This window comes from Deltaproteobacteria bacterium, assembly GCA_013151915.1.
Lineage (GTDB): Bacteria > BMS3Abin14 > BMS3Abin14 > BMS3Abin14 > BMS3Abin14 > BMS3ABIN14.
Genome location: JAADHJ010000040.1, coordinates 1 through 13884, shown reverse-complemented (window position 1 = coordinate 13884; position 13884 = coordinate 1). Strand labels below are relative to the sequence as shown.

The 13884-nt window shown below is 56.4% G+C and carries 12 protein-coding genes; all 12 read left to right on the top strand.

Translation table 11 applies throughout. From position 1 onward, the window contains the following. Positions 1-53 precede the first annotated feature (53 nt). Positions 54-938, top strand: coding sequence for a branched-chain amino acid ABC transporter permease (locus GXP52_07805; GenBank protein ID NOY87185.1), 885 nt, complete (start codon positions 54-56; stop codon positions 936-938). Then, positions 935-1927 (top strand): branched-chain amino acid ABC transporter permease, encoded by a 993-nt coding sequence (locus GXP52_07800; protein ID NOY87184.1) that lies wholly within the window; start codon positions 935-937, stop codon positions 1925-1927. Before GXP52_07805 ends, GXP52_07800 begins: the two co-directional genes overlap by 4 nt. After that, a complete protein-coding gene (locus tag GXP52_07795; GenBank protein ID NOY87183.1) occupies positions 1924-2685 on the top strand; it encodes an ABC transporter ATP-binding protein in 762 nt (253 codons plus the stop codon). The genes GXP52_07800 and GXP52_07795 overlap by 4 nt, the downstream gene beginning before the upstream one ends. Before the next feature lie 339 nt (positions 2686-3024). After that, positions 3025-3765 carry an ABC transporter ATP-binding protein gene (locus tag GXP52_07790; GenBank protein NOY87182.1) on the top strand — a complete coding sequence of 247 codons (741 nt, stop codon included), beginning with the start codon at positions 3025-3027 and terminating at the stop codon, positions 3763-3765. Between the two features lie 62 nt (positions 3766-3827). Beyond that, positions 3828-5138: a phenylacetate--CoA ligase gene (locus GXP52_07785; protein NOY87181.1), complete on the top strand. Its 1311-nt coding sequence runs from the start codon at positions 3828-3830 to the stop codon at positions 5136-5138. A 1-nt stretch (position 5139) separates the two neighbouring features. Further along, positions 5140-6180, top strand: coding sequence for a GDP-mannose 4,6-dehydratase (gene gmd / locus GXP52_07780; protein NOY87180.1), 1041 nt, complete (start codon positions 5140-5142; stop codon positions 6178-6180). Positions 6181-6191: 11 nt separating this feature from the next. Further along, a complete protein-coding gene (locus GXP52_07775) occupies positions 6192-7130 on the top strand; it encodes a GDP-L-fucose synthase (protein NOY87179.1) in 939 nt (312 codons plus the stop codon). Continuing rightward, complete coding sequence (locus GXP52_07770; GenBank protein ID NOY87178.1) at positions 7130-8545, top strand: mannose-1-phosphate guanylyltransferase/mannose-6-phosphate isomerase; 1416 nt, start codon at positions 7130-7132, stop codon at positions 8543-8545. Before GXP52_07775 ends, GXP52_07770 begins: the two co-directional genes overlap by 1 nt. Beyond that, the gene (locus GXP52_07765; protein ID NOY87177.1) at positions 8538-10010 is read left to right on the top strand and encodes a phosphomannomutase/phosphoglucomutase; all 1473 of its coding nucleotides are present in this window, start codon (positions 8538-8540) and stop codon (positions 10008-10010) included. The genes GXP52_07770 and GXP52_07765 overlap by 8 nt, the downstream gene beginning before the upstream one ends. Further along, on the top strand, positions 10007-10885 hold the full coding sequence (locus GXP52_07760; protein ID NOY87176.1) for a decaprenyl-phosphate phosphoribosyltransferase: 879 nt from the start codon (positions 10007-10009) through the stop codon (positions 10883-10885). The genes GXP52_07765 and GXP52_07760 overlap by 4 nt, the downstream gene beginning before the upstream one ends. A 259-nt stretch (positions 10886-11144) precedes the next feature. Continuing rightward, the gene (locus GXP52_07755) at positions 11145-12224 is read left to right on the top strand and encodes a DUF362 domain-containing protein (protein ID NOY87175.1); all 1080 of its coding nucleotides are present in this window, start codon (positions 11145-11147) and stop codon (positions 12222-12224) included. Next, the gene (locus GXP52_07750; GenBank protein ID NOY87174.1) at positions 12208-13233 is read left to right on the top strand and encodes a flippase-like domain-containing protein; all 1026 of its coding nucleotides are present in this window, start codon (positions 12208-12210) and stop codon (positions 13231-13233) included. The genes GXP52_07755 and GXP52_07750 overlap by 17 nt, the downstream gene beginning before the upstream one ends. Positions 13234-13884 lie beyond the last annotated feature (651 nt).

Below are 13884 nucleotides of genomic sequence, written 5' to 3'. Positions count from 1 at the left end.
CTTTTTACGACCCTATCAAAGATGGTAGATGGAAAGGTTGAACTGATTCCTCCATGACCTTATCCCAGCAGATCCTTCAGTACTTCATTACCGGTGTGACCATCGGAAGCGTCTACACGCTTATCGGTCTGGGTTTCAACATCATCTACAACGCCTCCGAGATCATAAACTTCGCCCAGGGGGAGTTCGTCATGCTGGGCGCCCTCCTGACGATTTCGGGCGTACAGCTGTTCCATCTTCCCCTGCCGGTGGCCGGCGTCATGGCAACCCTGGCGGTGGCCCTTTTCGGGGTGATATTCGACCTCGCGGCCATCAGGCCCCTTAAGGACGCCAGTTCCATTACCATGATTATCATTACCGTTGGCGCGTCCATCTTCATCAGGGGGATAGCGAGCATCGTCTGGGGGAAAGAGCCGTACCTTATGAATGCCTTTTCGGGGGAAGAACCGATCCCCTTTTTCGGCGCCGTGCTGCAGCCGCAGAGCATCTGGGTCATGGTCGTCGCATTTATTATCGTCATGGGATTAAGACAGTTTTTCGGAAAGACGTTGACCGGAAAGGCGATGATGGCCAGCGCCGTTCAGCCAAGAGCCGCCAGACTGGTGGGCATCGACGTGAAGTACATGGTCCTTCTGTCTTTCGGCCTCAGCGGAGCCGTCGGTTCGCTTGCGGGCATCGTTATCGCCCCCATAAGCATGGCCCAGTACGACATGGGCGTAATTCTGGGTCTTAAGGGGTTTTGCGCCGCCATCATCGGCGGCCTCGGAAATCCCTGGGGTGTGGTTGTGGGTGGCATCTCTCTCGGTGTCCTGGAATCGATGGGAGCAGGCCTGATCTCCAGCGGATACAAGGACGCCATCGCTTTCATTATCCTTTTGCTCATGCTCTTTTTCCGCCCGCAGGGAATTCTCGGCAGGACAAAGGGGGACCGGTTATGAATATCCGGTCCGGTCTCAGGTCTCCATATGGAGGATTCGTCCTCTTTGCCGTCCTCGCCCTCTGTATGCCCCTGTTGGTCACCAACGACTACTATCTGAACCTCCTCATCATCATCGGCATCAATTCCATTACCGTCATCGGGCTCGATCTTCTCATGGGGTATACCGGTCAGATTTCCCTTGGCCACGCGGCGTTTTACGGGCTTGGGGCCTATGTGTCCGGGATCCTTTCGGTCCGCTACGGGTGGCCCGTTCTGGCCGAACTCGCCGTTGCCCTCATCATCGTTGCCGCCATCGCCTTTGTTATCGGCATTCCCACACTCAAACTTCATGGCAATTACCTGGCAATGGCGACCCTGGGCTTCGGCATCATCGTCTATATCGCCTTTCAGGAGATGGATTTCCTTACCGGCGGCCCCTCCGGGCTGGTCGGAATCGGGCCCATGTCCATTTTCGGCGTTCCCTTCGAATCCGACAGGGCGTATTACCTCCTGGTCTGCGGCTTCCTTCTCGCTGCCCTCATCCTTTCCATAAACGTGGTCCGGTCCAGGGTGGGGAGGGCCCTGCGCGCCATCCACGGGTCCGAGGTAGCCGCCTCTGTCCTCGGTGTGGATATAGCGCGTTTCAAGGTCGGCATTTTTGTTCTTTCGGCGCTTTACGCTGCAACGGCGGGGTGGCTGTATGCTCATTATATAGGGTTTATCAGTCCCAGTTCTTTCGGTTTCCTTTTCTCGATTAAACTGGTGACCATGGTTGTCATCGGGAGCCTGGGCAGTATCTGGGGAGCGGTATTCGGAGCCGCTCTTCTGACAAGCCTTCCCGAGTTTCTCACATTTTTCGAAAATTATGAGAGTGCGCTATTCGGATTGATCCTTCTGGTTGTCATGATCTTCATGCCGAGGGGCCTTCTGAGGGGGGTAGAGGACCTCATGATCCGCGCCTACGGCGCCTTTAAGGGCCCGGCTGCCCAGGCGGATGAAAAGAGATGAGCCCCTTACTCAAAACAGATAAACTGACGAAGTATTTTGGCGGTGTCAAGGCTCTCGACGGGGTGGACATGGAGGTGCGCCGTGGGATTATCCAGTCGATCATCGGTCCTAACGGCGCCGGCAAAACTACTTTTTTTAACGTGGTATCCGGTGTTTTGCGGCCTTCCGGCGGCGAGGTCGTTTTTGACGGGGAGAGGATTTCGGAGAGCCCGCCCCACCGGATCGCCTCCCGCGGGCTTACGAGGACCTTCCAGAATCTCCAGCTTTTCTCCGAGATGACGGTTCTGGAAAACGTGATGGTGGGAATGCACCTTCGATCGAAGTCGGGAATTTTCTCGTCGGCGCTGAAGCTGCCGTCGGCGATCAGGGAAGAACGTGCCATCCGGGAACGGTCCATGTATTGGCTCCGGTTCGTCGGCCTCGATGGGGGATGGGAAAAGATAGCATCCAGCCTGCCGTTCGGCAGACAGAGGGTCCTCGAGATGGCAAGGGCCCTGGCCTCGGAACCTCGCCTCCTCATGCTGGACGAGCCGGCGGCCGGCCTGAACAACAGGGAAACGCAGGACCTTGCTGAATTGATTGTGCGTATCAAAAACGCAGACATCACTATTCTCCTGGTGGAACACGATATGGACCTGGTGATGGAGGTTTCCGAACACGTTATGGTAATGGACCAGGGAAAGCTTATCGCCGAGGGCGATCCCGAGGCTATCCGCAAGGACGAAAAGGTGCTTAAGGCCTACCTCGGGGTTGAGTAAAAAGCCTGGGTTAAGGAACGGCGCACCGCGACAGAGCGCATTGTTTTACCACAGCGTGACCGTTCGAAGGTCACACCACCCTTCGGCGCACTCCGCTTGCTCAGGACAGGCAGGGTTATTACACAGGATAAAATCAGGGATTAGTAATTTTAAATTTTAGGGTCATCCGGTTAATGCGTACCTTAATATTATTATTTTGCTGTCATTGCGAGGAGCATCGAGGGAGACGAGAGTGACGTGGCAATCCCGTGCGGAGCTGAAAAGGGGTATGGTCCTCATCCAGGTACTCATTTCCAGGATGAACCATCAATATAGCAGGGCGCAGGAGGTAGCCGACCGTTGCTGAGGGTCAGGAACATTACCACATACTATGGACGCATCCAGATCCTCAAGGGGGTTTCCATCCACGTGGGGGAGGGGGAGGTCGTCGCCCTCATAGGGGCCAACGGAGCAGGCAAGACAACATTGATCAATGCAATAAGCGGGCTGTTGAAAGTCCGGAGCGGGACGATTAAACTGAGGGATAAGGAGATCCACAATCGTTCACCGGAGAAGATCGTGCGTGGAGGAATTTCACAGGTTCCGGAGGGCCGGCTGGTTTTCTCCCCCCTCACCGTGGAAGATAATCTTAAACTGGGAGCATATATCAGATATCGTTCCGGGGAAAAGGATGAGATCGCCCAGAGCCTGGAAGAGGCCTTCGCCCTGTTCCCTCTCCTTAAAGAACGAAAATCGCAGCAGGCCGGGACTTTAAGCGGAGGGGAACAGCAGATGTTGGCGGTTGCCAGGGCCCTTATGGCACGGCCGAAACTCCTGCTGCTTGACGAACCTTCCCTGGGGTTGGCGCCGATCGTTTCAGCAGAGATCTTCAGGGTTATTTTACGGCTGAGGGAAAGCGGTGTTACGGTCCTCCTGGTGGAGCAGAACGCCCACGCCGCTCTGGCGATAGCCGATCGTGGCTATGTCCTGGAGACCGGGACCGTCGTGCTTCAGGACAGCGCCGACCGATTGCTGGAGAACCGGGAGGTCCAGCGGGCATATCTGGGCAAGGGGAAGAAGGAGATCTGGGACGCCGACTGAGCGCCGAAAAAGCCATTCAGGGACTTTTTACGACCATATCAATATAGATAAGAGGTCTTCATATGAATAAACAGAGGATATGGAATGAATCCGCCGAAAAGATGTCTCGCGATGAGCTGGAACAACTCCAGCTGGAGAGGCTTCAATCCACCCTGAACCGGGTTTACAGGAACGTAAGGTTCTACCAGCGTCGTTTCGACGACCCGGGTCTCCAGCCGTCCGACATCCGGACCATGGATGATCTGGAAAAAATCCCATTTACAACCAAAGACGACCTGCGCGAGAACTATCCGTACGGGATGCTCGCGGTTCCCCTCAGGGAGGTTGTCCGTATCCACTCTTCGACCGGGACCACCGGCAAGCCGACCGTTATCTGTTATTCACGCAACGACCTGGAGAAGTGGAGCGAACTGGTTGCCCGTATCCTCACCTCCGGCGGCGTCACCAGGGATGATGTGGTCCAGATCGCCTTCGGATACGGCCTTTTTACGGGGGGGTTCGGACTGCACGCCGGGGCCGAGAAGATCGGCGCCTCGGTTATTCCCGTCTCCAGCGGCAACACAAGGAAGCAGTTGATGATCATGGAGGATTACCGGACCTCGGCCCTTGTATGCACCCCGTCCTACGCCCTTTTTATCAGCGAGGTGATGGAGGAAAACAGTATCGACATCGGTAGGCTCAGCCTTCGTTACGGCCTTTTCGGCTCAGAGCCATGGTCCGAAAAGATGAGGTCGGAGATCGAGGGCAAACTGGGGATAATCGCCACCGACAACTACGGTCTTTCCGAGGTCATGGGCCCGGGTGTGGCGGGGGAGTGCCACGCGAAATCCGGCCTTCACTTCAACGAGGACCACTACCTCCCTGAAATTATTGATCCGGATACAGGTAAACGCCTGCCCAGGGGCGAAGTCGGGGAACTTGTGATCACCACCATCACCAACGAGGCGATGCCCCTGATCCGGTTCAGAACCAGGGACCTCACACGCCTTTATGTTGACGATTGTCCATGCGGCCGCTCCCTGATAAAGATAGAGAAGGTGAAAGGCAGATCCGATGATATGATCATCATCAAAGGGGTGAACATTTTTCCGAGCCAGGTCGAGGCGGTGCTCAGCCAGTTCGAAGGTGTTACTCCCCACTATCAGATCGTCCTGTCGCGGGACGGAGCCCTGGATTCGATGGAGGTTCTCGTAGAGGTCACGGAGGCCTTCTTTTTCGACGAGATGAAGAGACAACGCGACATCCTGGACCGGATAAAGGATGATCTTCGCAGCGCACTGGGCCTTGGGGTCGCCGTAAAGCTTGTGGAACCCAAAACCATCGAGAGGTTCCAGGGCAAAGCGAAAAGGGTCGTGGATAAGAGGGAGATATAAATTGAAAAAAGCGCTGATAACCGGGATAACAGGACAGGACGGCTCCTACCTCGCCGAGTTTCTTCTGGAAAAGGGCTACGAGGTTCACGGTATCATTCGAAGGGCCAGCACCTTCAATACGGCCCGGATCGACCACCTCTACGTCGATCCCCACCTTAACAACGTCCGGTTCTATCTTCATTACGGGGACCTTGCGGATCCCAGCCAGGTTTATAACATCATCCACAATATCCGTCCCGATGAGATCTACCATCTTGGGGCACAGAGCCACGTTCGCGTCAGTTTCGACATCCCGGAATATACCGGCGACGTAACCGGGCTGGGGACGATACGGCTCCTCGAGGCGATCCGAAGGAGCGGGATAAAGACCCGCTTCTATCAGGCGTCCAGCAGCGAGATGTTCGGTAATTCACCCCCTCCCCATGGCGAGAACACGGCATTTCATCCCAGGAGCCCCTATGCGGCTGCAAAACTCTATTCCCACTGGATGACGGTAAACCACCGTGAGGCGTACGGCCTTTATGCATGCAGCGGTATCCTCTTCAACCACGAAAGCCCCCGGAGGGGCGAGACATTCGTCACCCGGAAGATAACCCGGGCCATCGCCGATATTCAGGCAGGCAGGCAGAAAAAACTCTACCTGGGGAACCTGAAGGCCAGCAGGGACTGGGGATTCGCCCCCGACTATGTTAAAGCCATGTGGATGATCCTCCAGCAGGAGACACCGGAAGATTTCGTCATTGCAACCGGCGAGACGCACTCTGTGGAGGAGTTTCTCATCGAAGCGTTTTCGTACGCCGGGCTCGATCACGGGGACTACGTTGAGATCGATCCCAAATATTTCAGACCTACGGAGGTTGATGTTCTCATCGGTGACCCGTCCAAGGCCCGACGCGTACTGGACTGGAAGCCCCTGGTTTCCTTCAGGGAACTCGTCAGGATCATGGTTGACGCGGACATGGAGGCCATCGGCCTCACTCCGCCCGGCGAGGGGAAAACGATTCTGGCAAAGAAGAATTTCGATTGGATAAAGAGGCCTTAGACGGGATTTCCATGGATCTGAAAGAAAAAAATATTCTCGTCACCGGCGGCGCCGGATTTCTGGGCGGTTTCGTCACCCGGGCGCTAAGGGATGAAGGAGTTTCCCCGTCAAGGATACACGTACCCAGGAGCGTGGAGGTTGACCTCAGGATACAGGAGAACTGTGCCGCCGCCGTAAAGGGGAAGGAAGTCGTTATCCACCTCGCCGCCAGCGTCGGGGGGATCGGATTCAACAGGAGGAATCCGGGCGTTCTCTTTTACGACAACATCATTATGGGCGCCCACCTCATGGAAGCGGCGCGGCGCGAGGGGGTGGAGAAATTCGTGCAGGTGGGGACGGTGTGCGCTTACCCCAACGACACCCCGGTACCGTTTAGCGAGGATTCCCTATGGGATGGGTATCCCGAGGAAACCAACGCTCCCTACGGTATAGCCAAAAGGGCTCTCCTCGTCCAGGCGCAGGCATACCGGGCCCAATATGGGTTAAACGCGATATATCTCCTCCCCGTGAACCTCTATGGACCCAACGACAACTTCGACCTGGAGGATTCCCATGTTATCCCGGCCCTTATCAGGAAGTGCGTCGAAGCCGTGGACGAGGGAAGGGATATTCTCGAGGTCTGGGGATCGGGAAACGCCACCCGGGAGTTTCTTTACGTCGAGGACTGCGCCAGGGGGATCGTTCTGGCCACCCGTGATTACGACGGTTCCAGGCCGGTTAACCTGGGATCCGGCAGGGAGATCAGCATAAGGGACCTGGTAGGCCTCATTGCCGGACTCACCGGCTTTAAGGGATCCATAAGGTGGAACCCGGCCCGGCCGGACGGTCAGCCCAGGAGGCGCCTTGATACCTCCAGGGCCGAAGCGTTCGGTTTTTCGGCCACGATATCCCTGGAGGATGGGCTCGCCCGAACCGTCAAATGGTACCGCGAACATGGGAGAGAGACCTGATGAGCGATCTTTTCGCAGTCATACTCGCGGGTGGCTCCGGAACACGCCTCTGGCCTTTGAGCAGGCAGTATTCCCCGAAGCAGCTTCTCAACCTCGCCGATGACGGTGAATTATCCCTCCTGCAGGATACCGTCAGGCGCCTTGGGTCGAGAGTGACCCCGGACAGGATGGTTATTGTAACCTCCGAGGGGCTCCGTCCCGAGGTAAAAAGGCAGATATCGGATTACCTCGCTCCCGGCGCCGACCGATGCTTCATCGTCGGTGAGCCGTCGGGACGCAACACGGCGCCCGCCGTTCTTCTGGGGGCCATGCTGATTCAACGAAAAGACCCGGACGCGGTCATCATTGCCGCCCCGGCCGACCATATTGTCCAGGACTCCGCGGCGTTCGAACTGGCGCTGGATACCTCCGTGCGGGCCGCAGCCGCAGGATGCCTGGCTACCTTCGGGATCACCCCCCATCGGCCTGAAACCGGCTACGGCTATATCAGGGCAGGTGAAAAGCGGGATGGCTACTTCCTCGTTGAAAAATTTGAGGAAAAACCATCAATTGAGAAGGCGGAGAGTTTTCTGGAAAAGGGCGGTTACCTCTGGAACAGCGGTATGTTCTGTTTCAGGGCCTCCACCATTATCGATGAGGCCAGGCGATACCTGCCGGAAATGATGAGAGCCCTGGAAGAGGTGGACCTGGAGACCCTCTCCGGCCTTGAACGCGCCTACGGTGAAATAGAGGCCATCTCCATAGACCATGGGATCATGGAGAAAACCCGAAAGGCCGTGGTGGTCCCCCTTTCAGCCGGTTGGAGCGATGTGGGAAGCTGGGATTCCCTCTACGAGATCGGAAGCAAGGACGCCGACGGGAACCTTACCAGGGGAGATGTCCTGGCGTTCGATACATCAGGCAGCCTCCTGGTGGGAAGCGGCAGGATGTTGGCCGTTACGGGGATGAAGGATATCATTGTCGTGGATGCCGAGGACGCGATTCTCGTCTGTCCCAGGGGAAAGTCGCAGGACGTGAGAAAGGTGGTCGGGCGGCTGGATGAGGAGGGGAGGACTGAGCATCTCATGCATCCCACGGTTCAAAAACCGTGGGGGTCCTATAAAGTCCTGGAGAAGGGGAGGGGATACCTCGTTAAGAGGATCACCGTCGACCCGGGACAGAAACTGAGCCTTCAGATGCATCGGCACCGAAGCGAACACTGGGTCGTCGTTGCCGGCAAGGCCCTGGTTACAGTGGGCGAGGAGACAGCAGTCAAGGAGGCCGACGAGGAAACCTTCATTCCCCCGTTAACCCACCATCGCCTCGAGAATGTCGGCCAGGAACCCCTGGATATCATCGAGGTGCAGTATGGAAAGGTCATCAGCGAGGATGACATCATCAGGTTCGAAGATATCTATGGAAGAGTCCATGACTAGCGCGGATTTTCCACGGCATATCTTCAGGACCTACGATATCCGCGGGGCCTATGGAACCGAGATCACGGACGGCATTGCCTTCTGTATCGGGTGGGCTTTCGGGCGCATGACCCTGAAGCGGGTTGGGGCTTCATCACCACTGGTTTCGGTGGGAATGGACGCCCGTCTCCATTCCCCGGCCATCAAGGCAGCCTTTACGGCAGGCCTCCATCGGGCAGGATGCAGGATAATGGACCTGGGCCTCTGCCCATCCCCTCTGACCTACTATTCGGCCTTTAAACTTGACCCGGACGCGTTTGCCATGATAACGGCGAGCCACAACCCACCCGGGGATAACGGTTTTAAACTCGGGATCGGAAGGGATACGATCCACTCCGGGGAGATGACCCTGCTGGGGCGGATGGCGCAGTCAGCCCCACCCTTTGAGGCCTCCGGGAGCCTCCCGGAGATTGAGCCCGTGGATATTATCTCCCTGTACGTGGAGGAGATCGTCGGGAGGTTTGCGGACCTTCCCGATGTCCTCGCGAAAGTAAGAAGACCGGTGAAGATCGTCATCGATTCAGGGAACGGTACCGCGGGCCCCGTCCTCCCGGAGATAATGAGGAGACTGGGCTTCGAGATCGTAGAGATGTTCAGCGAGCCTGACGGACGATTCCCCAACCACCACCCCGACCCGACCCTCCCCGAGGCCTTGGATGCCCTCAGAGGGGCCATAAACGGGACCGGAGCGGACGTCGGCATCGCCCTGGACGGCGATGCCGACCGCATCGGCTTGCTGGATGAGAAGGGAGACGTCATCTGGGGGGATATGCTCCTTCTGATCCTCGCCAGGGATATGATCGACGCCGCGGCCGGCAGGGGAGGGGATGAACATCCCCTCGTCATCTCGGAGGTCAAGGCATCCCAGGTTCTTTACGACGAGGTTGAGAAAGCGGGAGGCAGAACCCTGATGTGGAAAACAGGCCATTCGCTCATCAAGGCAAAGATGAAGGAAACCGGGGCCGTACTGGCCGGTGAGATGAGCGGCCATCTCTTTTTTGCGGACAGGTATTACGGATACGACGACGCGCTTTATGCCGCTGTGAGGCTGGCGGAGGTCTATGCAAAATCCCTCGCCGCGGGGAGAATAACATCATTTTCCCACCTTCTCGATGGGGTCCCCAAGGTGTTCAACACCCCGGAGATCCGTATCCCGTGTCCCGACGCGGAAAAAGGACGGATCACTTCCCAGGTCGCCGAGGCATTGGCGCGGCATGAAGTTGATAACGAGAAGCCGCACATTCGGAGGATCGTGGATATTGACGGCGTCAGAGTCGTCTTCGACGAGGGATGGGGCCTTGTTCGGGCCAGCAACACCCAGCCGGTCCTGGTGATGAGGTTCGAGGCCCGGGATCAGACCCTTCTCGATTCATACCAATCCCTTTTCCATGACATCCTGGCAGGGGTAATGGAGAGGAGCCAATGAGCATCAAGCCCCTCTGGCGTCTCATGAGGCCCCACCAGTGGCTGAAAAACGGATTCGTACTGGCGGCCCTTGTCTTTGCCCGGCATCTCCTTGATTTCTCCTATGTTTCCAGGGCTGCTGTTGCAGTGGCCGCCTTCTGTCTCGCCTCCAGCGCCGTCTACGTTTTTAACGACATTGTCGACCGTGAACAGGACCGGATGCACTCGGACAAAAAGGATCGCCCCATTGCCTCAGGTGAGGTTTCCGTGGGGACGGCCCTGCCGTTTGGAATCACGCTCCTCGCCGGGGCCCTGGCCCTGACCGTTACCCTCGGCACTGCTTTTTCGATCTCGGTGCTGTCCTACCTTGGCCTTCAACTGGCCTATAACCTGTTTTTAAGGAAGATCGTTCTTCTCGACATATTCACCATTGCCCTTGGTTTCGTTATCAGGGCGGTGGCCGGCGCGGTTGCCATCGGGGTTGTCATCTCGCCGTGGCTGATCCTGTGCACCCTGCTTATCGCCCTCTTTCTCGGTTTCGCGAAAAGGAGGCATGAGATTGTTCTCATGGGCGATGACGCCGTTCGTCACAGGGATATCCTCAAGGAATACTCCATCCCGTTCCTTGACCAGCTTATATCCATCGTCACGGCCGCCACCATCGTTTCCTACGCCATTTACACCCTTTCGCCCGAGGGAGCCGCCCATTTCGGCGGAAGCTACATGATACTTACTCTTCCGTTTGTCATTTACGGAATCTTCCGCTATCTCTATCTGGTGCATATCCGTCAAAGCGGGGGAAGCCCCACGAAATCCCTCCTGCTGGACGTGCCCCTGTTGATCTCCGTGCTCCTCTGGGGCATGACGGCGGTTGCGATAATCTATTTTGCGGGATAAAGGCAGGCTGCGGGCTATAGGCAATAGGCAATGGGCTGTAGGGTAAAACAAGTCCAGAGTCCAGTGTCCAGAGGGGAAAAGCGGACGCGGGGACACGTGAAGGATAAGCACAAGGCCTGTCATCGCGAACCGTCACCATGTGAAGCGATCTCGTGCGAAGGCTTGATTTATCAGGAATGAAGGGAATAGTACCTATGCACTATAGGTACTTACACAATTATATTGATGTTAAGTATTAAGCTGTTGGAGGTCGGAAAGCATGTCGAAATCCAGGGTCGTTGTCCTGAAAACAACGCCGGAGACGGTTGTCGACGATTATGGGAAACTCATGCGGCAGGCGGGATACCGTGAGGTCATAAGCGGGGAAATCCCCACGATGCTGAAACTGAACCTCTCGTGGACCAAGTATTTCCCCGCCTGTTCCTCCCAGCCATGGCAGGTTCACGGGGTGGTCAAGACCATGCTGGACGACGGGTATCCGTTGGACATGATTATCCCCGTTGAGAACAGGACTGTTGTGACCGACCCCATCAAGGGAGCACGGAACAACAGATGGATGTCCGTCCTCGAATCCAATGGGCTGAAGTTTACCCCCCTTACCGAGGTCAAGTGGGTAAAGCACGAATTCAGAGAGCCGCTGCTCAAACTTGACAAGATCTTCCCTGAGGGCATCGAGATCCCCGAAATGTTCCTGGGAAAGAACATCATCCATCTTCCCACCGTAAAGACCCATGGTCACAGCACCACCACCGGCGCCGTCAAGAACTCCTTTGGAGGGCTTCTGAAAACCGTGAGGCACTACGCCCATAAGTACATCCACGAGGTCCTGGTGGACCTCCTTACCATGCAGAAGGAGCTTCACCCCGGCATCTTTGCCGTCATGGACGGAACCGTGTGCGGCAACGGCGCCGGCCCAAGAACCATGATACCCGTTGAGAAGGATTACATTCTCGCAAGTTCCGACAGTGTGGCCATTGATTCGGTGGCCGCGGCGATGATGGGGTTCGACCCCATGACCATCCCTTATCTGAGAATGGCCCACGAGAGGGGACTTGGGACCGCCGATCCAGGCGAGATCGAGGTCGAGGGAGAAGATATCGAAGGGGTGAATTTCGGTTTCACGGTCAAGAGAAGCTTCGTTATCTGGGGGGACCAGCTGATACGTAAGGGGGCACTGCAGCCCTTGGAAAAGATACTTCTCCATTCGCCCCTGGTCTTCTGGGCGCCAATGGCTTCGAACATCTACCACGACTATGTCTGGTATCCCCTTGTAGGCAAGAGTATTATCCGGAAGTTCAACGACGGCAAGTGGGGCAGGCTCTTTGGCACCTATCGCTGAGCCCAGGAGAAGATGGAAGGGGAAGACCCTCCTTATCTGGACTGTAGTCGGCGCCGCCGCCGTCTTTGCCCTGCTCTCGTTGTTTGCTGATTTTCACGGGCTTGTCCGGGCCCTTGAAAACTTCCCTCTCCACATCCTTTTGGCGGTGGGTCTTCTGGCCTTGGGCAATTACGCCCTCAGGTTCCTCAAGTGGCATTGGTACCTGTCGAGCATGAAGCATCGGATTCCTCTGGGCCCCAACGCCCTGGTCTTTGTATCGGCTTTCGCCTTCACCGTGACCCCCGCGAAGGCAGGTGAGTTCATCAAGGCGTTCATTCTCAAAGCCAGGCACCGTGTGCCTTATACCGTATCCACGGCGGTCCTCCTGATGGAGAGGTTTACCGACGTCCTTGCCATACTCCTTCTGGCCCTTTCAGGCCTGTTCCTGGGATCCCTGAACCCGTTCTGGACCGGGATGGCCGTGATTTTCGTTGTCGTGTTTATTCTGGTTGTAAGAAACAGAAAATTCGTACGGGCAATAATCGAGTGGCTGGGCCGATTCAAGCACCTGAAGGGCATTACGGAGAATCTCCACGAGTTCTACGATTACGGCTGGGACCTGATGGCCCCCGGCATCTTCACAGGGTCCATGATCCTCAGCCTGGCCGCCTGGTTCCTGGAAGGGATCGGCTACTACCTGGTGGCCGATGGCCTGGGATTCCACATCTCAATCCTCGAGGGCGTTTTCATCTACTCGGCGTCAATCCTGGGCGGTGCCTTGACCCTGTTTTTAGGGGGATTGGGCGCTACGGAGGGATCACTGGTGGGTCTTGGCATTATCTTCGGAATGGGTAAAAGCGTTGCCGTTGCCTCCGCGATCATCATCCGCATCATGACCCTGTGGTTTGCCGTAATTATCGGTTGGCTCGCATTTCTGTTCACCCCGACACTCAGATCGCTCCTTGGAGCCTCGTATATGGACAGTCCAGAGTCCAGAGAGGTAAAGTCAGTCCAGAGTCCAGAGGGATAAAGTCAGTCCAGAGTCCGAACAGAATTTTGTTCGCCATGTCGGATCAGGAGTACCGCAAGGTTGTTGGGAGGTTTTGCTCTGACACCAGGATCTTAGGAAAGGACAGGCGATGGGGAAGAGCAGACTATGGAGATAAAGAACGTTCAACGTTCAATGTTCAAAGTTCAATGGGGAAAAGCAGACGCGGTGCACATCGGCGAATGGGCGTAGGGAAGTATCCGCTTTCGCCAAGGCTTCCGCCTTTGTTCCTTGAACCACGATGTGACAGGTCGAAGTGTCGAAGTTTCCTAGACCCAAGATCCTAGACCCTGCTTTCATGACCCCAGATCCCAAGATCCCCCCTGTGTCAGAGACAGGGGTTGGAAGATGGGTATGTGTGCCGCTATTTTCCCCGGCCCGGGGATTTTGGTGTTGCTTTCCGGTGATGTTGGGGTTGTTTTTTGGATTATTGGGGTATCGGCGTTGATGCTTCCCGCCGTAACTGCATTCAGGAGCCGTTTTGGGAGGGTTTCCGGCGGACCTGTCCGCCGGACCTCTCAGGGGCCTGTAATCATCGGATTTAGATACCCAGATGCGTTCTTTGCATCTGTTGTATGAAGTCCGCCGGCCCGAAGAAGAGTCCTCTCAGCTCCTTTTGGACTATGCTGTCAG

Bases quoted from the DNA above. Each gene is read 5' to 3' on its own strand.
- GXP52_07805 (NOY87185.1), top strand. From the start codon at position 54: ATGACCTTATCCCAGCAGATCCTTCAGTACTTCATTACCGGTGTGACC.
- GXP52_07800 (NOY87184.1), top strand. From the start codon at position 935: ATGAATATCCGGTCCGGTCTCAGGTCTCCATATGGAGGATTCGTCCTC.
- GXP52_07795 (NOY87183.1), top strand. From the start codon at position 1,924: ATGAGCCCCTTACTCAAAACAGATAAACTGACGAAGTATTTTGGCGGT.
- GXP52_07785 (NOY87181.1), top strand. From the start codon at position 3,828: ATGAATAAACAGAGGATATGGAATGAATCCGCCGAAAAGATGTCTCGC.
- GXP52_07775 (NOY87179.1), top strand. From the start codon at position 6,192: ATGGATCTGAAAGAAAAAAATATTCTCGTCACCGGCGGCGCCGGATTT.
- GXP52_07770 (NOY87178.1), top strand. From the start codon at position 7,130: ATGAGCGATCTTTTCGCAGTCATACTCGCGGGTGGCTCCGGAACACGC.
- GXP52_07765 (NOY87177.1), top strand. From the start codon at position 8,538: ATGACTAGCGCGGATTTTCCACGGCATATCTTCAGGACCTACGATATC.
- GXP52_07760 (NOY87176.1), top strand. From the start codon at position 10,007: ATGAGCATCAAGCCCCTCTGGCGTCTCATGAGGCCCCACCAGTGGCTG.
- GXP52_07755 (NOY87175.1), top strand. From the start codon at position 11,145: ATGTCGAAATCCAGGGTCGTTGTCCTGAAAACAACGCCGGAGACGGTT.